The 17,969-nt window shown below is 70.9% G+C and carries 21 protein-coding genes and 1 tRNA gene; 4 read left to right on the top strand and 18 right to left on the bottom strand.

Annotated features, from left to right (window positions below; all coding sequences use genetic code 11):
* Positions 1-32: 32 nt before the first annotated feature.
* The 6 genes from ASG83_RS06620 to ASG83_RS06595 all read right to left on the bottom strand — a co-directional run bounded on the left by ASG83_RS06620 (position 33) and on the right by ASG83_RS06595 (position 4,354).
* The gene (locus ASG83_RS06620; RefSeq protein ID WP_055858380.1) at positions 33-815 is read right to left on the bottom strand and encodes an anti-sigma factor; all 783 of its coding nucleotides are present in this window, start codon (positions 813-815) and stop codon (positions 33-35) included.
* On the bottom strand, positions 812-1,411 hold the full coding sequence (locus ASG83_RS06615) for a sigma-70 family RNA polymerase sigma factor (RefSeq protein WP_055858377.1): 600 nt from the start codon (positions 1,409-1,411) through the stop codon (positions 812-814). The genes ASG83_RS06620 and ASG83_RS06615 overlap by 4 nt, the downstream gene beginning before the upstream one ends.
* Before the next feature lie 92 nt (positions 1,412-1,503).
* Positions 1,504-1,908: a hypothetical protein gene (locus tag ASG83_RS06610; protein WP_055858374.1), complete on the bottom strand. Its 405-nt coding sequence runs from the start codon at positions 1,906-1,908 to the stop codon at positions 1,504-1,506.
* Between the two features lie 150 nt (positions 1,909-2,058).
* Positions 2,059-2,739 (bottom strand): hypothetical protein, encoded by a 681-nt coding sequence (locus ASG83_RS06605; protein WP_055858371.1) that lies wholly within the window; start codon positions 2,737-2,739, stop codon positions 2,059-2,061.
* 60 nt (positions 2,740-2,799) lie between these two features.
* A complete protein-coding gene (locus ASG83_RS06600; RefSeq protein WP_055858367.1) occupies positions 2,800-3,279 on the bottom strand; it encodes a plastocyanin/azurin family copper-binding protein in 480 nt (159 codons plus the stop codon).
* Between the two features lie 442 nt (positions 3,280-3,721).
* On the bottom strand, positions 3,722-4,354 hold the full coding sequence (locus ASG83_RS06595) for a hypothetical protein (protein ID WP_055858364.1): 633 nt from the start codon (positions 4,352-4,354) through the stop codon (positions 3,722-3,724).
* Between the two features lie 78 nt (positions 4,355-4,432).
* On the opposite strand from ASG83_RS06595, the gene ASG83_RS06590 reads away from it, so the two are divergent.
* A tRNA-Lys gene (locus tag ASG83_RS06590) sits at positions 4,433-4,505 on the top strand.
* Positions 4,506-4,509: 4 nt separating this feature from the next.
* Here ASG83_RS06590 and ASG83_RS06585 read toward each other — a convergent pair.
* The 3 genes from ASG83_RS06585 to ASG83_RS06575 all read right to left on the bottom strand — a co-directional run bounded on the left by ASG83_RS06585 (position 4,510) and on the right by ASG83_RS06575 (position 6,837).
* Complete coding sequence (locus tag ASG83_RS06585; protein WP_055858362.1) at positions 4,510-4,911, bottom strand: hypothetical protein; 402 nt, start codon at positions 4,909-4,911, stop codon at positions 4,510-4,512.
* Positions 4,912-5,062: 151 nt separating this feature from the next.
* Positions 5,063-5,995 (bottom strand): aldose 1-epimerase family protein, encoded by a 933-nt coding sequence (locus ASG83_RS06580; protein WP_055858359.1) that lies wholly within the window; start codon positions 5,993-5,995, stop codon positions 5,063-5,065.
* A gap of 38 nt (positions 5,996-6,033) precedes the next feature.
* Entirely contained in the window at positions 6,034-6,837 is an 804-nt protein-coding gene (locus ASG83_RS06575) for a DeoR/GlpR family DNA-binding transcription regulator (RefSeq protein ID WP_055858357.1), read from the bottom strand.
* A gap of 101 nt (positions 6,838-6,938) precedes the next feature.
* On the opposite strand from ASG83_RS06575, the gene galT reads away from it, so the two are divergent.
* Both galT and galK read left to right on the top strand, forming a co-directional pair.
* The gene (gene galT, locus ASG83_RS06570; RefSeq protein ID WP_082599152.1) at positions 6,939-8,036 is read left to right on the top strand and encodes a galactose-1-phosphate uridylyltransferase; all 1,098 of its coding nucleotides are present in this window, start codon (positions 6,939-6,941) and stop codon (positions 8,034-8,036) included.
* Positions 8,033-9,196, top strand: a complete 1,164-nt coding sequence (galK, locus tag ASG83_RS06565) for a galactokinase (RefSeq protein ID WP_055858350.1) — start codon at positions 8,033-8,035, stop codon at positions 9,194-9,196. The genes galT and galK overlap by 4 nt, the downstream gene beginning before the upstream one ends.
* 77 nt (positions 9,197-9,273) lie before the next feature.
* On the opposite strand, the gene ASG83_RS06560 is transcribed toward galK, so the two are convergent.
* Positions 9,274-10,746 carry a malate:quinone oxidoreductase gene (locus tag ASG83_RS06560; RefSeq protein ID WP_055858347.1) on the bottom strand — a complete coding sequence of 491 codons (1,473 nt, stop codon included), beginning with the start codon at positions 10,744-10,746 and terminating at the stop codon, positions 9,274-9,276.
* Between the two features lie 59 nt (positions 10,747-10,805).
* On the opposite strand from ASG83_RS06560, the gene ASG83_RS06555 reads away from it, so the two are divergent.
* Entirely contained in the window at positions 10,806-11,570 is a 765-nt protein-coding gene (locus ASG83_RS06555; RefSeq protein WP_055858344.1) for a sulfite exporter TauE/SafE family protein, read from the top strand.
* Here ASG83_RS06555 and ASG83_RS06550 read toward each other — a convergent pair.
* The 8 genes from ASG83_RS06550 to ASG83_RS06520 form a co-directional block, all read right to left on the bottom strand.
* The gene (locus ASG83_RS06550) at positions 11,545-12,291 is read right to left on the bottom strand and encodes a sulfite exporter TauE/SafE family protein (RefSeq protein ID WP_235451351.1); all 747 of its coding nucleotides are present in this window, start codon (positions 12,289-12,291) and stop codon (positions 11,545-11,547) included. The two genes, ASG83_RS06555 and ASG83_RS06550, sit on opposite strands and share 26 nt — an antisense overlap.
* Before the next feature lie 14 nt (positions 12,292-12,305).
* The gene (locus ASG83_RS06545; protein ID WP_055858341.1) at positions 12,306-13,310 is read right to left on the bottom strand and encodes an amidohydrolase family protein; all 1,005 of its coding nucleotides are present in this window, start codon (positions 13,308-13,310) and stop codon (positions 12,306-12,308) included.
* The gene (locus ASG83_RS06540) at positions 13,307-14,149 is read right to left on the bottom strand and encodes an ABC transporter permease (protein WP_082514769.1); all 843 of its coding nucleotides are present in this window, start codon (positions 14,147-14,149) and stop codon (positions 13,307-13,309) included. Before ASG83_RS06540 ends, ASG83_RS06545 begins: the two co-directional genes overlap by 4 nt.
* A complete protein-coding gene (locus ASG83_RS13405; protein WP_369813387.1) occupies positions 14,146-14,688 on the bottom strand; it encodes an ABC transporter permease in 543 nt (180 codons plus the stop codon). Before ASG83_RS13405 ends, ASG83_RS06540 begins: the two co-directional genes overlap by 4 nt.
* A 9-nt stretch (positions 14,689-14,697) precedes the next feature.
* The coding region (locus tag ASG83_RS13175; RefSeq protein ID WP_235460050.1) for a hypothetical protein at positions 14,698-14,931 on the bottom strand (234 nt) is incomplete at its 3' end.
* Positions 14,928-15,695, bottom strand: coding sequence for an ABC transporter ATP-binding protein (locus tag ASG83_RS06530; RefSeq protein WP_055859424.1), 768 nt, complete (start codon positions 15,693-15,695; stop codon positions 14,928-14,930). The genes ASG83_RS06530 and ASG83_RS13175, both read right to left, overlap by 4 nt.
* A gap of 55 nt (positions 15,696-15,750) precedes the next feature.
* On the bottom strand, positions 15,751-16,845 hold the full coding sequence (locus ASG83_RS06525) for an ABC transporter substrate-binding protein (protein ID WP_055858333.1): 1,095 nt from the start codon (positions 16,843-16,845) through the stop codon (positions 15,751-15,753).
* Positions 16,846-16,979: 134 nt separating this feature from the next.
* Positions 16,980-17,969 (bottom strand): MBL fold metallo-hydrolase, encoded by a 990-nt coding sequence (locus tag ASG83_RS06520; RefSeq protein WP_055858331.1) that lies wholly within the window; start codon positions 17,967-17,969, stop codon positions 16,980-16,982.

Here is a 17,969-nt window from a genome sequence, read left to right as displayed (position 1 = left end):
GGCCCGTCGTGCTGCTGCGTGCGCGGTGCGGGCTACGCCTGCGTCGGGATCGCCACGATGGGCGTCGTCGTCGGGGCGGGGCTGCCCGTGCTCGGCTCGACGGTCACGCCGACGATCGTGCCGGCCTCGAACGCGCCGTCGAGCACCTGCACGACCTGGCCGTCGGCATCGACCGTGAAGAGGCCGGCCGGGGTCGGCTGACCGTCGGTGATGTACCAGAGGGCGTAGGCCTCGTCGTCGCTCAGCTCGGGCAGGCCCTCGAAGACCATCGCCGAGAGGCCGAGCGACTCCGAGCTCACGAGCGTCGCGCTGCCGCCGTCGGACACGGGGGCCGCCACGGTCTGCACGTCGGGCGCCGCGACGATCGCGGCGAGCTGCTGCGCCGCGTCGTCGCCGGGCTGGAAGAGGTTCGCGGAGACGACTCCCCCGAAGAACAGGGCGACGGCGGCCGCCGCCGCGACGAGGGTCGCGGAGGTGCGCGTGAACCAGCGGGCGCTCGCGCGCTGCTCGGCGGGCGAGGCGGGCCGGGCATCCGTCGCCGAGGACGCCGCGGGGGCGAGGCTCGGCACGGGTGAGAGGCCCGCGGTCGGGGCGGGCTCGACGGCCTGGGCCGGGAGCTGCGGGGTCACGGCGACCTGCGACATCAGCCGCGCCTTCAGGTCGGGCGAGGGAGACACGGGAGGCAGCGCGAGCGCGAGCTCCGTCGCGACGTCGCCGAACTCGGCGTAGTCGAACTCGGCCTCGACGTCGGTGTCGGCCGCGCCGGCGCCGAGGCGCCGCAGGTCGATCGGGTCGTGGGATTCAGAGCGGCTCACGATGCCACCCCCATTTCTTCGCGCAGGCGGATCATGCCATCGCGCAATCGTGTCTTGACCGTGCCGATCGGCACGCTCAGCATCTCGGCCACCTCGCTGTGCGAGTAGCCGCCGTAGTAGGCGAGCTCGACGGCCTGTCGCTGCAGGTCGGTCAGTCGAGACAATGCCTTCTCCACTCGGTCGTGCTCCACGCGGATCTCCACGCTCTCCGAGACCGAATCGAACTCCCGGTCCAGATCGCGGATGCCCACCTTCGTATCGCGGTCACGACTCGACTGCGCGCTGCGCACGCGATCGATCGCTCGGCGATGGGCCATGGTGAGCATCCAGGTCACCGCTTTCCCCTTATTCGGATCGAACCGGGCTGCGGTTTGCCAGATCTCGAGCATCACTTCCTGAACGACCTCCTCCGACTGGGAGTGGTCCTTCAGGACGTGCCGCACGAGGCCCAGCATGCGCGAGGCGGTCAGGTCGTACAGGTCGCTGAAGGCCCGCTGGTCGCCGGTCGCCACGCGCTGCAGGAGCGCGTTCGCCGCGTCGGGGGAGGCGAGCGGGTCGCGCTCGGCCTCGGAATCGGTACTCACGAGTACCAGCATTCCAGGTGGACGCTGATCCCGCGGCGCGCGCGCCGGTCGCGTGCGATGCGCGGCGGGCCCGCGATCGCGGCGCGGGCGGGCGGCGAGCAGGGTCATGACGTCGGCCGCCGGCGCAGGGCCAGGAGCGCGGTCGCGGCGAGCGCCGCGACGAGCTGGGCGACGAGGGCCGTCGTCTTGTCCGGGTAGAAGGCCGGCTCGAAGAGCAGCGGCAGTCCGATCGCGGTCAGATCGAGCGGGACGAGGGCCGTGACGATGATGAGCGCGGCCCCGCCGGCGGCGATGACGAGGGCGAGGGCATCCGCCCATCGATGCCGCGCGATGACGACCACCGCGACCGCGACGAGGTTGGCCGCGGCCTGGATGCGGAAGAGGTCGCCCTGCGTGACGATCGTGCCCGCGATCGCGTCGAAGGGGGCGGCGAGCCGGAGGTGGATCACGGCGTTGATGACGAGGGCGACGGCGAGGAGGCCGGTGGCGATCCAGCGGAAGTAGCGCATGAGCGGGCCCTTCGGTGCGGTGACGATGCGGAGGTGCTGCGGAGGTGCTGCGGAGGTGCTGCGGAGGTGCGGAACGAGAACGGCCGGTGGAGGTGCCTGGGGGCGCCCTCCACCGGCCGAGGCGGTGCAGTTACTGCAGGATCTCGATGACTACTGGAGCTCGAGGTTGGTGGCGATGCCGCCGGCGAGCGCGTTCGCGGTCATCGGCATGTGGCTCGCGGCCTCCTTGAGGAGGTCGAAGTAGGCCGGGTCGTTCGCGATGTTGGCGTCGATCGCGGCAAGCAGCGAGACGGCGTGCATCTCGAGCTCGGCCTGGACGGCCTCAGCGGGCAGCTCCGGGACGACCGAGTTGATCAGCTGACCGAACGACACGGCGTAGCCGTTGAGGTCGGAGACGGCCTGGTCGACGCCGGCCTGGTCGCCCGTGGCCTTCGCGACCGTGTAGTTCACGAAGAACGGGATGTGCGAGCGCCACGAGTCGAGGAACGGCTGCTCGGCGTCGGGGTAGGCGGAGCCGACGAGCGCGGCGACCTCGACCGAGTTCTCGTCGAGCGCGGCGACGGCGGCGCCGACCTGCTCGGTGGTGAGGTCTCCGCCGTCCTGCAGCGCCTGGTCGATCGCGGCACCGGCGAGGTACACGTGGTCGGCGAGCAGCGCGGTGAGCTGCGCGCGGAGGTTCGAGCCGTCGCTGTTGACGGTGTCGATCATGGGCGCCTCGGCCTCCTCGGAGGTCATGGGCTCCTCGGCGGCCTCCTCGGCGGGAGCCGAGCAGCCGGAGAGGACGAGGGCCGCGGCGAGGCCGAGGCCGGCGAATGCGATGGTCTTGCGCATGGAGTGCTCCTTGGTTGTGTGGTGTGCGGTAGCGGAACGTGCGGTCGTGCGGCTCGCGCCTCAGCCCTCGACGATGACCATGGCGTTCATGGTCAGGTGCGGCTGGCAGAAGTACGGGTACTCGCCTGCCTCGTCGAAGGTGAAGGTGAACGTGTCGCCCTCCTGCCCCTTCGGCGCGAGCGCGTGATCGAAGAGGCCGTCGGCCGTCTGGGAGCCACGGAGACCCGTGCTCTCGTTGACGTCGCCCCAGGCACCCGAGGTGATCGTGTGCCCGATGGTCTCGCCGTTGCGCCACGTGACCGTGGTGCCGACGGGGACCGTGATCGTCTCGGGCATGAACTTCAGCCCGATCGTGATCACCTCGTTCTCTCCCGGTGCGAGCGACTCGTCGGCCGGAGCTGATTCGCTCTGCTGCCCTGGAGCGCCCTCGGTCGGCGCCGGTGCGGCGCATCCCGAGAGCACGAGCAGAGCCGCAGGGATCATCAGCAGGCCGGCGAGGCGTGCTCGCCCGGGGCGGAGGGTCCGAGTGGTGGGTGACATGCAAGGGGTTCGGCACCCTCGGCCCGAGGGTTTGCGCATTCGGGCCGAGTTCGGCTGACTCTCAGGTTCGGCGGGCCGCTCGGGCGACGGGATGGTCGAGCGCAGCATCCGGGCACAGAAGTGCCGGCCCGCAGAACGCCTCTCGGCGCGTGGCCGCTCGAAGCGGCTGAAGTTGGAGCCCGGGGTTACTGCGGACCGGCACTGTCGAGTGTAACGGCGGGGTCGGCCGCGGCATTCCGCGAGCGTCCAGGTTCGGCCCGGCGACCAGCGGGGCCTCCGTTCTCGGCGCGCGGCGGGTGCCCTCGGACCCAGCATGCGCAACTCAGGAACCGCAGACGCGCATGCCCGTCATCGCAGGCACGGCGGGGTCGAAGAGACGAGCGATTCCTGAGTTGCGCATCGGCCTCGATCCCGACCGAGGAGCGGCGCGTCCCGGTTCGCGCTAGTCGAGGTCGCCGGCGCGCTCCAGCCGCGCGCACGCGGCGAAGTCGCGAGCCGACGCCGCGAGCCGCGCGGCGCGCGTCGTGAGTTCGGCGGCTCGCGCGTCGTCGACGGCGTCGTCGGCGTCGTCGGCGAGGTCGGCGGCTCCCGCGGCGGCGGTGCGGCAGAACGCGGCGGCGCGCTCGAGGGCGACGGCGAAGTCGCCGACGTAGGCGCCGCGCAGCACGGCGTCGGCGAGGTCGCGGATCTGGTCCGGGCCGGTGGGTGCCTCGGCGCCGGCGACGACGACGTCGGCGGTCGCGAGCACCTCGCTCCCGCGCTGGAAGAGCAGCGCGGTGCCCGCGGGGTCGGCGCGGATGAGGGCCCGTAACAGCGACAGTCGCCATAGGGCGCCCGGCAGCGAGCGGGCGCCGGCGCGCGACCAGAGCTCGGCGAGCGTGTCGAGACCGTGCTCGTCGGTGTAGGCCACCATGCGCTCGATGAGGTCGGGGTCGTCGCTCGCGCGCACGCGGTGCACGAGAGCGCGCGCGCTGTCGTGCGCGATGCGCAGGGTCACTGCGGGGTCGAGCCCGCCCTCGTAGGCCTCGAAGTGCGCGCTCGGCACGCGCACGGGTCGGTGGTGTCGATCGGCCATGCGATCCACGGTACTCGCGCGGTCTGGACGCCCCGCCACCGCCGCAGCGCACCCCGGCGCGCGGTAGATTCGTACTGCGGGCCTCTAGCTCAGTCGGTAGAGCAGCGGACTTTTAATCCGCGGGTCGTGGGTTCGAGCCCCACGGGGCCCACCGCTCAGTCCTCGGTACCGGCGCGGGGGCCGGGCATGTCCTTCGTCACGGTGAAGGCGCCGATGATCGTCTCGCCGTCGCTCGCGTACACGTCGACCACGCGCTCGCCCGACTCGAGCGAGCCGGCGACGTTGCGCGCCAGCTCGAGCTCGCTCACGCGCACGTAGCCGATCTGGCCGTCGTCGGTGGGCGCCGCGAGAAGGTCGGGGACCTGGCTGCCGTTGGCGCTGCCGTAGGTCTCGCCGCGCTCGTTGACCGGGAACTCCACGGCGGCCCCGTCGGCGCCGGCGATCTGCGCCTGGCCGCCGCTGACGCTGTCGCCGATCGCCGGCGCCATGATGAGAAGAACGACGATCGCGGCGACTCCGGCGACGGCGGCGATGATGATCTTGACGGTGCTGGTCATGCGAGACTCCGAGTCCGACCTCCGGCCCACTCCCCCGATGGATGGCGCGGTCGATCTGGATCTCATCCAACCAGGCGCCGGGCATCCTCGATACCGCGCCGGTGCCCCCACTTAACGGGGCCGCCTCACCGACGACGAGGCGACGGATGCCCTACGCGGGCCGGCAGATCCCCCAGCTGCCCGACCACGACTCGCCGGGCTGCAGCCAGCGCAGTCCGATGCCCGAGTTGAGCGCGTCGGCGGGAGCCGTCATCGGCTCGACCGCGATCCCGGTCTGCTGGCCGTGCGCCCCGGGGAAGATGCGGGTGACGAAGACCTGCAGCCACTCCCACTCGCGACCCTGCCACAGCTCCGTCTCGGTGCCGTCGGGCGCCGAGAGCACCGTGCGGATGATCCCGTCGCCGTCGGGCTCGACGCGCCAGGCGTCGTCGAAGCGGGCGTCCTTCACCGCGACGCCGTCGCTCAGGTCGAAGAGCGTCCCCGCGACCGGCTCGAGGCCATCGGGGTTCAGGCGGTCGTCGACGATGACGTGCTCGACCGTGCGTGCGGTGATCGTGAGCTCGTCGACCGGGTGGTCGCCCACCGCGAGGAAGGGGTGCGCGCCGAACGCGATCGGGGCGGCGTGGGTTCCGATGTTGGTCGCCGAGTGCGTGACGCGGATCCCGTTGCCGGTCAGCGCGTACTGGACGGTCGTCCAGAGATGGAAGGGCCAGCCGTGCTGCGGGACGATCGCCGCGCCCAGCGTCACCGAGTCGTCCCACTTCTCGACGACGCGGTACGGGGTGTTGCGCAGCAGGCCGTGGATGGCGTTGCTCCGCTCGACCTCCGTGATGTCGAGCTGCAGCGCCGTCCCCTCGTGCACCCAGCGGCCGTCGCGCACGCGGTTCGGCCAGGGGGCGAGCACGATGCCGTGCCCGAACGGCGGGGTCGACTCGCGGGGGAAGCCCTGAACGAGCGCGTGCCCGTCGACCGAGAGCAGCCGCAAGGCGGCCGCGACCTCCGTGATGGTCGCCTCGACGGTGCCGTGGGCGCCGTCGTGGCGGAGGTGGAACTGCTCACCGGTGGGGGCTGCGATGCGGGTCACGTCGCCAGACTAACGCCGGGCGGCTCCGGCGCGCGGCCTCAGCGGCGTCGGGGCGGGACCGCTCTCACTCGCAGCCCGGCCGCATCGAGAGCCGCGGCATCCCCCTCATCGAGACCGGTGTCGGTGATGAGCTCGTCGATCTCGTCGAGGTGCGCCACGCGGCCCAGGTGCGCCTGGCCGATCTTGCTCGAGTCGGCGACGAGCAGGCGCCGGGCGGCGCTCGCGACCATGCGACGCTTGACCTCCGCCTCGGGCAGGTTGACGTTCGTGACGCCGTGCTCGACGTGGACGCCCGTCGCGCCGAGGATCGCGAGGTCGGCGCGCACGTCGTCGAGCAGCGTCGTCGCGAGCGGGTTCACGAGCGAGTGCTGCAGCGAGCGCACCGTGCCTCCCGTGACGACGACCGTGAAGCGGGGGATGGCCGGCTCGAGCGCGAGCGCGATGGCGAGCCCGTTCGTCACGACGACGAGCTCGCTCAGGTCGGCGCGCGCGACGAGGGCGTGGGCCACCGCGAGGGTCGTGGACCCGACGTCGAGCAGCACGCTCTCGCCCGAGCGCACCTGCTCGGCAGCGGCCGCCGCGATCGCCTCCTTTGCCCGGGTGAGCCGGGCGCGCGACTGCTCGAGGCTCGACTCGCGCTCGGCGACGAGGCCCTTCGGCATCGCCCCGCCGTGGACGCGCGCGATGCGGCCGTCGCCCTCGAGCGCGGCGAGGTCGGTGCGCACCGTGACCTCGCTCACGCCGAGCTCGCGGGCCAGGTCGGTGACGCGGGCGAACCCGCGCCGGGCGATGGAGGCGGCCATGCGCTCGCGGCGCAACGGGGCGGAGTCGGCCACGGGCATCCTCGTCGTCTCAGTCGGGCTTTCGGAAGTCGTCGATATCGAAAGCGTACGGCTTGTGAAAGCGCAAGGCGAGGTTCGTAGCATGGAGCGTGCCCATCACCATGCGCCCCACGACGCTCGCCGACGGCCGCGAGCTCATCTACTTCGACGACGCGGACTCGACCCTCGGGTCCGAGCGCTCGATCGATGCGCGCCTGCTCGACCCGCGGCCCGACACCGCCCGCATGCGGCAGGACGTCCTGACCGGCGAGTGGGTGTCGATCGCGAGCAACCGGCAGAACCGGGTGTTCCTGCCGCCCGCCGATCAGGACCCGCTCGCGCCGCAGAGCGCCGCCAACCCGAGCGAGATCCCGTCGAACTACGACGTCGCCGTCTTCGAGAACCGCTCGCCGAGCTTCGGGCCCGACCTGCAGCACCCCGAGGCGCCCGCGGGCCTCGCCGACCTGCGCGCGATCGGCCTCGAGCGCACGCGCGCGAGCGTCGGCCGCTGCGAGGTCGTGTGCTTCGCCCCCGACCACGAGGGCTCGTTCGGCTCGCAGACCGTCAGCCGCGCGCGCACCGTCATCGAGGCGTGGGCGCAGCGCACCGAGGCCCTGTCGCGCATGCCCGGAATCGAGCAGGTCTTCGTCTTCGAGAACCGCGGGCAGGAGATCGGGGTGACCCTGCCCCACCCGCACGGGCAGATCTACGCGTACCCCTTCATCACGCCGCGGACGTCGACGCTGCTGCGCTCGATCGAGACTGTCGGGCCCGACCTCTTCGGGCGGATCCTGGAGACCGAGCAGGCGGGCCCGCGCGTGCTCGCCCGCACCGAGCACTTCACCGCCTTCGTGCCGTTCGCCGCGCGCTGGCCGCTCGAGATCCACCTCCTGCCGCACCGGCACGTGCCCGACCTCGCCGGGCTGACCGACGAGGAGCGCGACGACCTCGCGCCGCTCTACCGCCGCCTGCTGCGCGGGCTGGACGCCGTCTACGACTCCCCGACGCCGTACATCGCGGCCTGGCACCAGGCGCCCGTGAACGAGGGGCGGGATGCCGTGCGCCTGATGCTCCAGGTGACGAGCCCGCGCCGCGCCGCTGACAGACTGAAGTACCTCGCCGGGTCGGAGGCCGCCATGGGCGCCTTCATCGGCGATGTGGCCCCCGAAGCGCAGGCCGCCGTCCTGCGCGCGGCGATCGAGAAGGCAGATCAGAGTTGAGCACCGACATCCGCGACGACACCCGCGCCGGCTTCACCGAGCTCTTCGGACGCGAGCCCGAGGGGCTCTGGTCGGCTCCGGGCCGCGTCAACCTCATCGGCGAGCACACCGACTACAACGAGGGCTTCGTGCTGCCGTTCGCGATCGACCGGCGCACGGTCGTCGCCGTCGGGCTGCGGGATGACCGGGTCGTCCGCGTCGCGTCGACGATCGCCGACGATGTGGTCGAGATCGCGCTGTCGGACCTCGCGCCGTCGGTGCTGAGCGGCTGGCCGGCGTACCCGCTCGGGGTCGTGTGGGCGTTCAGCGAGTTCGGCGCCGACCTGTCGGCCGTGCCGGGCCTCGACCTGTTCATCGACTCGGACGTGCCGCTCGGGGCGGGGCTCTCGTCATCGGCGGCGATCGAGTCGGCGGTCGCGCTCGCGCTCAACGACGTCTGGCGGCTGGGCCTCGACCGCCCCACGCTCGCCCGCGTCGGCCAGCGGGCCGAGAACGTCGCCGTCGGTGCCCCGACCGGGATCATGGACCAGTCGGCGTCGCTGCTGGGGCGCGCCGACCACGCGGTCTTCCTCGACTGCCGCACGCTCGAGAGCGAGCTCGTGCCGCTCGGGCTCGCCGAGGCGGAGCTCGCGATCCTCGTGATCGACACCGGGGTGAAGCACTCGCACGCGACGGGCGGCTACGGAGAGCGCCGCGCGGCGTGCGAGCGCGGGGCCGCCGTGCTCGGCGCCGCCTCCCTGCGCGACGTCTCGGTCGACGATCTGCCGCGCGCTCAGGAGCTGCTCGACGACGTCACCTTCCGGCGCGTGCGCCATGTCGTGACCGAGAACCAGCGCGTTCTCGACACCGTCGAGGTGCTGCGATCGGGCGGCGGCGCGGCCGCGATCGGCGATCTGCTGGATGCCTCGCACTGCAGCATGCGCGACGACTTCGAGATCTCGGTGCCGGAGCTCGACCTCGCCGTCGAGACGGCCGTGCAGGCCGGAGCGATCGGCGCCCGCATGACGGGCGGAGGGTTCGGCGGCGCCGCGATCGCGCTCGTGCGAGTCGGCGACCTCTCGCGTGTGCAGGTCGCGGTCGACAACGCCTTCGGCGAGCACGCGTTCGGCCAGCCCGACACCTTCGTGGTGTTCGCGTCGGACGGCGCCGCGCGCAACTAGCGGCGACCGCCGCCCGACGACGCTGGGTGCGCGATGTGACGGCAGCTTCCCGCGTGCACTCGCGCGGAGTGGACCGCCTAGCGCGCGATCGCGAGCGTCGCAGCCGTCTCGCCGAGGATTCGGTCGGCGACGTCGGGGTCGTCGCTCACCTTCCCGCCGTACGACGGGATCATGCGCGAGAGCGCGGGCGCCCACCCCTGGACGCGGTCGGGGAAGCAGCGAGCGATGAGCTCGAGCATGATGGGGGCCGCCGTGGAGGCTCCGGGCGATGCGCCGAGCAGGCCGGCGATCGTGCCGTCCGCCGAGGCGACGACCTCGGTGCCGAACTGCAGCACTCCGCCCTTCTCGGGGTCGCGCTTGATGACCTGGACGCGCTGACCGGCCACCATCTTGTACCAGTCCCGGCCATCCGCCTTCGGGTAGAAGTCGCGGAGGGCGTTCAGGCGGTCCTCGCGGCTCGCGGTGAGCTCGCCCAGCAGGTACTTCACGAGGTCGAAGTTGCGCAGGCCCACCTGCAGCATCGGCACGATGTTGTGCCAGCGGATCGAGGCGAACAGATCCAGCCACGAGCCCGTCTTCAGGAACTTGGGGCTGAACCCGGCGTAGGGGCCGAAGAGCAGGGAGGTCTCGCCGTCGACGACGCGCGTATCGAGGTGCGGCACCGACATGGGCGGCGCGCCGACCGAGGCCTTGCCGTAGACCTTCGCGAGATGCCGGGCGACGACCTCGGGGTTGTCGCTGCGGAGCCACTCGCCGCTGATCGGGAAGCCGCCGAAGCCGCGGATCTCCGGGATCCCGCTCTTCTGCAGCAGCGGCAGCGCGTGGCCGCCCGCGCCGACGAACACGAAGCGCGCCTCCACCTCGGTGGGGGTGCCGCCGACCTCGTGGCGCATCGACACGCGCCACGCGTCGTCCTTCAGCTTCTTCAGCCCCGTGACGCGGTGCTCGAGGTGCAGCGACGCCCCGTTCGCGACGAGCCCGTCGACGAGCAGCCGGGTGAGCGCCCCGAAGTCGACGTCGGTGCCCGCGGCCATGAACGTCGCGGCGATCGGCTGATCCTTCGCGCGGCCCGGGATGAGCAGGGGCGCCCAGGCGCGGATCTGCGCGACGTCCTCGCTGTACTCCATGCCCGCGAACAGCGGGTGGTCCTTCAGGGCCTCGAAGCGCTTGCGCAGGTACTCGACGTTCGCCTCGCCCCACACGAAGCTCATGTGCGGGGTCGAGTTGAGGAAGGCCTTCGGCTCGGGCAGCAGGCCCTCGCCGACGAGGTACGACCAGAACTGCCGCGACACCTGGAACTGCTCGTTGACCTTCACCGCGTTGGCGATGTCGATCGTGCCGTCGGGCCGCTCGGGCGTGTAGTTGAGCTCGCAGAGGGCGGCGTGACCGGTGCCGGCGTTGTTCCACGGGTTGGAGCTCTCGAGCGCGACATCGCTCAGCCGCTCGTAGATCCGGATGTCCCACTCCGGCTCGAGCTGCTGCAGCAGGGTGCCGAGGGTCGCGCTCATGATGCCCCCGCCGATCAGGGCCACGTCGATGCGTTCAGTCATGATTGACGAGTTTACGCCCGCGGCCTGCGCGTCCGCGCCGCGCGACTAGGGTGGAGCGAGTGATTCTGCCCCTTCTTCTCGTCGGCGCAGTCGGCGGACTTCTTTCGGGCATGTTCGGCGTCGGCGGCGGATTCATCATGGTCCCCCTGCTCATGTGGCTCGCCGGCATGGACCAGCGCCGAGCGGCCGCCACCTCCCTCCTCGCGGTCGTTCCGATCGCCGCGGTGAGCGCGATCGGCTACGGCATCCAGGGCGAGATCGACCTCTTCGCGGCGCTCATCGTCGGCGGAGGGGCGCTCGTCGGCGCGCCGATCGGAACCTGGCTCCTGCGCCGCCTCCCCGTCGGCTGGCTCCTGTGGATGTTCATCGTCGGCATGCTCGTCGTCGCGCTCCGGCTCGTCCTCGTCGCCCCCGAGCGCGGCGCCGAGGTGGAGTTCTCGACAGGCGTCCTGTTCGGCTACCTGCTGCTCGGCCTCGTCATGGGCACCGCCTCGGGCATGTTCGGCATCGGCGGCGGCGTCATCGCGGTGCCCGTGCTCATGACCGTCTTCGGCATGGGCGATCTGCTCGCGCGCGGCACGTCGCTCATCGCGCTCATCCCGGCCGCGATCCTCAGCTCGTCCCTCAATCTGAAGGCGGGGATGCTGTCGGTGCGCGACGCCGCGATCGTCGCGGCCCCTGCGCTCCCCGCCTCGATCGCGGGGGTGTGGCTCGCGTTCCTGGTCCCGCCGTCGGTCGGCGGCATCCTGTTCGCCGCCCTGCTGCTCGCCCTCGCAGCGCAGCTGGCGATCCGGGACCTCAGGAAGCGGCGAGCAGCTCGCTGACCCCGTCGACGATCGCGGCGACGCCTCCGAGGTAGGAGAACACGATGACGGCGCCGCGGGCCGCTCGCGTGCTGACGCGCGTCGAGAGCGCCTCGCCCGCGGTCAGTCCGATGACGATGCCCGCGATCACGATGACCCAGATCCACCAGTCGATCTCGGGCAGCCGCCCCCCGCCGGCGACGACCTTGGTGAAGAACGACGTCGCCCCCAGGGTGATGAAGTAGGGCTGCAGCGTCGCCGCGAACGACGACTGCTCCCAGCGCGTGAGGATGCCGTAGATGCTGATCGGCGGACCGCTGATGCCCGCGGTCGCGCTCATGAACCCCGAGGCCGAGCCGGTGGCGAAGGCGGCGGGCTGGTTCGCGTAGACGCGGTCGGCACGCGTGACGCGCAGCGAGATGGTGAGCGCGATGACCAGGATCACGCCGATGATGATCTGCAGCCACGGGCCGCCGAGCAGCACGCTCACGATCGACCCGGGGATGATCGCGAGCAGCGCGGGGATGACGATGCGCGCGTACTGACGCCAGTCGACGCGCCGCCAGACCCGCGTCAGCACGAGCGACGACGACACCGCGCCGCAGATGTTGACGACCATGACCCCGTCGAAGGGGCCGATGAGAAGGACGAGCACGGGCGCGACGACGAGCGCGAAGCCGAAGCCCGAGACGCGCTGCGACATCGCGCCGACGAGGACGGCGGCGCCGACCAGCAGCGCCACCGCTCCCTGATCGATCAGCGCCCCGGCTGCCGGGTGAGCAGCGCGCGCGGGGTGGTCTCGAGGATGGCCTCGTGCACCTCCGGCCGGTCGGCGAGGGCGCGGCGCACCGACCCGACAGGGTCGGGGTCGGCCATGTCGAACGGGTAGTCGCTGCCGAGGCAGAGGCGGTCCTCGCCCACGCGCTCGAGCAGGAACCGCAGCGAGGCGTCGTCGTGCGTGAGCGTGTCGAAGAAGAACCGGTCGAGCAGCTCGGATGGCTTCACCGGCAGGTGCTCGCGCGACTCGGGTCGCACGCTCCAGCCGTGGTCGAAGCGCCCGATCTGGTACGGCAGGAACCCCCCGCCGTGGAGCAGCGCGAAGCGCAGCCCGGCGTTGCGGGTGAGCACGCCCTGGAACAGCAGCGACGCGGCCGCGATCGTCGAGTCGAGCGGGTTGCCCACGTAGTTGTGGATGTAGTGGTCGTGCATGCGGTCGACGCCGGCGACGTCGGCGCCCGGGTGCAGCACGATCGCCATGCCGAGCTCGTCGATGCGCCTCCAGACGTCCTCGTGCCGCGGGTCGCCGAGATTGACGCCGGCGACGTTGGTTCCGAGCTCGAGGCCCGCGACCTGCGGGATCGCGGCGAGCCGCTCGAGCTCGGCGATCGCGTGCTCGGGGCTCTGCATCGGCAGGTGCCCGAGGGCGACGAAGCGATCGGGGTGACTGGTCGCCATCTCGATGAGCGCGTCGTTGTGCAGCCGCGCGGCCGTCGCGGCCGCGGCATCCTCGACCCGGTAGTTGAAGTGGGGAGGGGGGACGCTGACGGCCTGCATGGTCACGCCCGCGGCATCCATGTCGGCGATGCGCGCCTCGATATCGAACATGCCGGCGGGGATGGGGCCGCTGATGCGGCCCCCCGGGTACTCGAACCACCAGGCCCCGTCGCGCTCGACCACCTTCGGCGCGACCTGCGGCACCTCGCTCGCGGCGGCCGCGATGAAGCCCTCGGGGACGGCGTGGGCGTGGATGTCGATCGTCATTGCTTCTCCAGGTCGGGTCGCGTGATCTCGGTGCGGCGCCAGAACACGATCTTGCGCTCGGCGTACCAGATGCCGAGGTAGACCACGAGGCCGATGACGAGGAAGAGGAAGATGATCACCCAGTAGGCGGCGGTGTCGTACCCGCCGCGGTAGCGGATCATCAGGTAGCCCAGGCCGCCGGTCGAGCCGATGAACTCCGACACGATCGCGCCGATGATGGCGGTCGTCGCACCGAGCTGCAGGCCGCCGAAGATGACGGGCAGCGCCGTCGGGATGCGGACCTTCGTCATGACCTGCCAGCGCGACGCCTTGAGCGAGCGCATGAGGTTGATCGCGCTCGGCTCGGCGAGGCCGAGGCCGGACAGCGTCGTGATGAACACCGCGTAGAAGCACGCGATCGCGGCCTGGAGGATCTTGCCCTCGACGCCGAAGCCGATCCAGGCGATGATGAGCGGCGCGAGGATGACGGTCGGGATGGCCTCGAGCGCGGACAGGAACGGCAGGTACGCCGTCCGCAGCCGGTTCGAGGAGCTCAGCAGCACGCCGAGGAAGAAGCCGACGGTCGCGCCGAGGACGAAGCCGCCGGCGATCTCGAGGAGGGTGCGGATCACCTGGTCGCCGAATCCCATCGCGCTGAGCACGCGGGGGAAGGCGGCGACGACCGACTCGGGGGTGGGCAGGAGGATCGGCGAGACCGACTTCGTCACGGTCGTCGCGAGCCACCAGGCCAGGAGGATGAGGGGCAGCAGCCCCACCGTGACGATGTACGGGGAGAACTTCTTGCGCTTCTTCTCGGACTGGTCGATCGCGATCTGCGCGATCACCTCTGTTCTCGTCATCGCTTCCTCGCTCGGGATTCTTCGGACCAGAACACCACGCGGCGCTCGACGACGTCGGCGAGCGAGACGAGGGCGACCGCGATGATGACCACCACGAGCACGACCGCGTAGGTCAGGGACATGTTGAGCTGGCTGGCGAACTCCTTGGCGAGCTTGCCGAGGCCGCCGTCGGAGGCGGAGAGGATCTCGGCCACGAGGACGCCGGTGAAGGCCAGCAGGAGGGCGTGCTTGACGCCGACCATGATCATGGGCACCGCCGAGGGCAGCTGGAGCTTCGTGAAGACCTGCCAGCGGCTGGCCTTGAGCGACTGCATCAGCTTGAACTCGTTGGCGTTCGGGAGGGCGAGGCCGACCATCGTGTCGATCCACACCGGGAAGAAGCAGATGATGACGGCGAGCGCGATCTTGCTCTCGGAGCCGAAGCCGAGCCACCCGATCAGCAGCGGGGCGAGCACGACCTTCGGGAGCGCCTGCACGGCGATCGCGTAGGGCGTGATGGCGGTGCGGATGAAGGGCGAGATTCCGAGCGCGACGCCCATGACGAACCNCCCGCCGCTGACGAGCTGGCCGAAGCCGAGGATCGTGTCGCTGAAGGTGGGGAAGAGGATCCGGTTGACGATGCCGATCTGCGGGATGACCTCCCACAGCAGGATCATGATCGCGACGGTCGTGATCGAGATCCAGAGCGAGCCGCGCCGGATGCGCGACCACAGGCTCTCCCGTGCGACGAGCGGGGCGGATGCGCGCGGGGTCGGCGGCATGGTCGTCGACGTGGCGGTCACTGGAGCTCCAGCATCCGGCGGGCCTCCGCCACGAGCTTCACGAAGTCGTTCGTGGTCTGGAGGTCGGGCGTGCGCGGACGGTCGAAGGGCACCTCGAGGATGCCGACGAGGCGTCCGGGCCGCGCGCTCATGACGGCGATGCGGTCGGACATGAAGACCGCCTCGGTGATGTTGTGCGTCACGAGCACGGCCGTGCTGCCGGAGTACGCCTGCAGGCGCAGGAGCTCCTGGTTCATGGCCTCGCGCGTGAACTCGTCGAGAGCGCCGAAGGGCTCGTCGAGCAGGAGGAGCTTGGGGTCGTGCAGGAGCACTCGGCAGAGGGCCGCGCGCTGCTGCATGCCGCCGGAGAGCTGCCAGGGGTAGGAGTCGCGGAAGTCCTTGATCCCCACCATGCCGAGCAGCTCGTCGGCCTTGGCGATGTAGTCCTTCTTCTTCTCGCCGAAGATCTCGACGGGCAGGAGGACGTTGTCGAGCGTGGTGCGCCAGGGGAACATGACGGCCTGCTGGAACATCATGCCGATCTCGCGGCGGGGCTCGATCATGGGCTCGCCGCTGAAGGTGATCGTCCCCTCGGTCGCGGAGAGCAGGCCGCCCATGATGTTCAGGGCGGTCGACTTGCCGCAGCCGCTCGGGCCCAGGAGGGAGAGGAACTCCCCCTCCTGGACCTCGAGGTTCAACCCACTCAGGGCGACCATCTCCTTCTCCCCCGAGCCGAAGCGCTTGGTGACGCCTTCGGCTCGTACGAGGGGTGCAGTCTGGGTCATGGTCGTCATGGTGTCGTGAATCCGTTCTCGTCGTTGAGGGTCGGAGAGCTCGGTACTACTGGTTCTGGAGCTCGTAGTTCGCGGCGTCCTCCTCGACGCGCTCACGATCGAAGTCGTTCGCGGCGTCGATGAAGTCGTCGTTGAGGACGTCCTCGGCGTTCACGGCCTGGTAGTCGGCGGAGGTCGACTGGATCAGGTCGAGGAAGGCCTGGGTGCCCTCGACGTCGTGCGCACCGATGCGCTCGATGTCGGCCGGCGGCACCTGCTCGAGCGACAGCTCGAAGCGGAGGTCGCCCTGCGAGATGCCGTCGGCGTTCTGCTCGAACGCGGCGGGGATGGCTCCTCGCATCATGTCACGGCAGGCCTCCTCGTTCTGCAGGCAGAAGTAGATGCCCATCGCGGTTCCCGTGGCGAAGCGCTGGAAGGCCTCGGGCTTCTCGGCGACCCGGGCGGGGGTCGAGATGATGCCGCGGGCGGGGAAGGTGTTGTAGATCGACGGCGTGAGGTCGTTGAGGTACACGCCCGCCGTCTGCACGGCGAAGATGTCGTTGTACGCGGTGGAGTACGCGTCGACCGAGCCGTTCTCGAGGGCCGCGAGGGTCTCGGGGCCGCCGTCGCCGATCGGGACGAACGTCACCTCGGTCAGCGGGTCGATGCCGGCCTCGCGCAGCGCCGCCTCGAGGAAGGCGACCTCGCCGCCGCCCGGCTCCGAGATACCGATGTTGGTGCCCTTGAGGTCGGCGATCTCCGTGATCGGCCCGTCCTTCGGCGCGAAGATGCCGAAGATCGCGCCGCTGGAGTACGTGAACACGTTCACGACCTCGAGGCCGACGAGGGCCGCCTCGCCGAAGGCGGGGGCGGAAGGGTTGCCGGCGTCGAGGTTGCCGGCGATGACCTGCTCCATGGCGTCGCCCGAGCCGCCCGTTCCGACGAACTCGACGTCGAGCCCGAGCTCGTCGTAGTAGCCCAGGGTGTCGGCGGCGAGCCAGCCCCACCACTCGGCGGTGTAGGTGTCCTCGGAGGCCATGCCCATCGTGAACTCGTAGCGCTCCTCGCCGTCCTCACCGGGCTCGGCCGCCGGGGCGGCGCACGCCGTGAGGGTGAGGGCCGCGATCGCGCTCAGCGCGGCGAACTTCAGCTGCGTCTTCATGCTCGAATCTCCTTTGAATCGGTGCATCGGGGTGGTGCGGGTGTTCCTGCAGTTCGGGGGCGCGGGGATCATCAGCGGTCTCCGCGTCTACTGCTCAATGTGTCAGGGCAGTAGGGCAATGTCAAGACAGTGTCTTACTTTTTCTGCGTCGTGTCGGATTCCTCCTTCGACGGCGGGGAGACGGGTGCGGAGATCTCCACCTCGGCACCCGCGGTCATGAGGGCGAACGCCTCCGGCATGCGCTCCGCGACCGCGCGCTGGGCGCGGAACCCGCTGCAGTGCATGGGCGAGACGAGTCGCAGGCCCCGCTCGATGAGGCCGTCGACCGTGCGATCGATCTTCTGCTGCGTGATGCCGGCGTGGCCGAGATGGAACCCGCCCATCACGCCGTGCAGCGGCGCGTCCGGCGCGAGCGAGGAGGCGTGGTCGAGCGAGCTCAGCACGCCCGAGTGCCCGCACGGGTCGAGGACGATGAGCCCCACCCCCGTGACGTTGATCACGAGCGTCAGGTAGTCCTCCAGCGGGTCGGCGTGCACGTGACCGTCGCGCACGCTGAACCGACCGGCCGGGACCTCGTGCTCGAAGTCGACCGAGATCGGGATCTCGCCGCTCGTCATGACGCCCGGCGCGAGGTCGAGCGGCTCGCGCACCTTCACGAGCGCCGCCCCCGCCTCCTCGAGCTCGCGCTCGGTGAGGCCGCGGTTGAAGTACTGGATCATGAGGTCGGGCCGCCGGATCGACCGGGGATGGAAGGCGCTCGGGTGCACGACGAGCGGCACGCGGCGACCGATCGCCCCGAGCGCCGCGTAGATGCCCCCGAAATGATCGGGATGCCCGTGGCTGAGCACCACCTGGTCGATCTCGTCCCAGTCGAGGCCGAGCACCGTCGCGTTGTGGATGATCGGGATCCCGCTCATGCCCGCGTCGAACAGGATCGTCGTCGTCCGGCCCGCAGTCGTCGCGCGGATCAGGAACGCGATGCCGTTCTCGGCGAGCGGGGTGCCCCGCCGCGGCAGGAAGTGCTCGGCCATCCCCTGCCGGCGGATGCCCGGCGAGTTCTGCATGAGCATGTCGATGTAGTTGTCGACGAGCACCGTGATGCTCACGTGGTCGGCTGACTGCAT

The organism is Yonghaparkia sp. Soil809 (assembly GCF_001429705.1).
Classification (GTDB): domain Bacteria; phylum Actinomycetota; class Actinomycetes; order Actinomycetales; family Microbacteriaceae; genus Microcella.
This window is presented reverse-complemented; position numbering and strand designations above follow the sequence as displayed.

Excerpts from the sequence above, each read along its gene's own strand:
- ASG83_RS06615 (WP_055858377.1), bottom strand. The coding sequence starts at position 1,411 with ATGCTGGTACTCGTGAGTACCGATTCCGAGGCCGAGCGCGACCCGCTC.
- ASG83_RS06610 (WP_055858374.1), bottom strand. The coding sequence starts at position 1,908 with ATGCGCTACTTCCGCTGGATCGCCACCGGCCTCCTCGCCGTCGCCCTC.
- ASG83_RS06605 (WP_055858371.1), bottom strand. The coding sequence starts at position 2,739 with ATGCGCAAGACCATCGCATTCGCCGGCCTCGGCCTCGCCGCGGCCCTC.
- ASG83_RS06600 (WP_055858367.1), bottom strand. The coding sequence starts at position 3,279 with ATGTCACCCACCACTCGGACCCTCCGCCCCGGGCGAGCACGCCTCGCC.
- ASG83_RS06595 (WP_055858364.1), bottom strand. The coding sequence starts at position 4,354 with ATGGCCGATCGACACCACCGACCCGTGCGCGTGCCGAGCGCGCACTTC.
- ASG83_RS06585 (WP_055858362.1), bottom strand. The coding sequence starts at position 4,911 with ATGACCAGCACCGTCAAGATCATCATCGCCGCCGTCGCCGGAGTCGCC.
- ASG83_RS06575 (WP_055858357.1), bottom strand. The coding sequence starts at position 6,837 with ATGCCCGTGGCCGACTCCGCCCCGTTGCGCCGCGAGCGCATGGCCGCC.
- galT (WP_082599152.1), top strand. The coding sequence starts at position 6,939 with ATGCGCCCCACGACGCTCGCCGACGGCCGCGAGCTCATCTACTTCGAC.
- ASG83_RS06560 (WP_055858347.1), bottom strand. The coding sequence starts at position 10,746 with ATGACTGAACGCATCGACGTGGCCCTGATCGGCGGGGGCATCATGAGC.
- ASG83_RS06545 (WP_055858341.1), bottom strand. The coding sequence starts at position 13,310 with ATGACGATCGACATCCACGCCCACGCCGTCCCCGAGGGCTTCATCGCG.
- ASG83_RS06540 (WP_082514769.1), bottom strand. The coding sequence starts at position 14,149 with ATGACGAGAACAGAGGTGATCGCGCAGATCGCGATCGACCAGTCCGAG.
- ASG83_RS13405 (WP_369813387.1), bottom strand. The coding sequence starts at position 14,688 with ATGGGCGTCGCGCTCGGAATCTCGCCCTTCATCCGCACCGCCATCACG.
- ASG83_RS06530 (WP_055859424.1), bottom strand. The coding sequence starts at position 15,695 with ATGACCCAGACTGCACCCCTCGTACGAGCCGAAGGCGTCACCAAGCGC.
- ASG83_RS06525 (WP_055858333.1), bottom strand. The coding sequence starts at position 16,845 with ATGAAGACGCAGCTGAAGTTCGCCGCGCTGAGCGCGATCGCGGCCCTC.
- ASG83_RS06520 (WP_055858331.1), bottom strand. The coding sequence starts at position 17,969 with ATGCAGTCAGCCGACCACGTGAGCATCACGGTGCTCGTCGACAACTAC.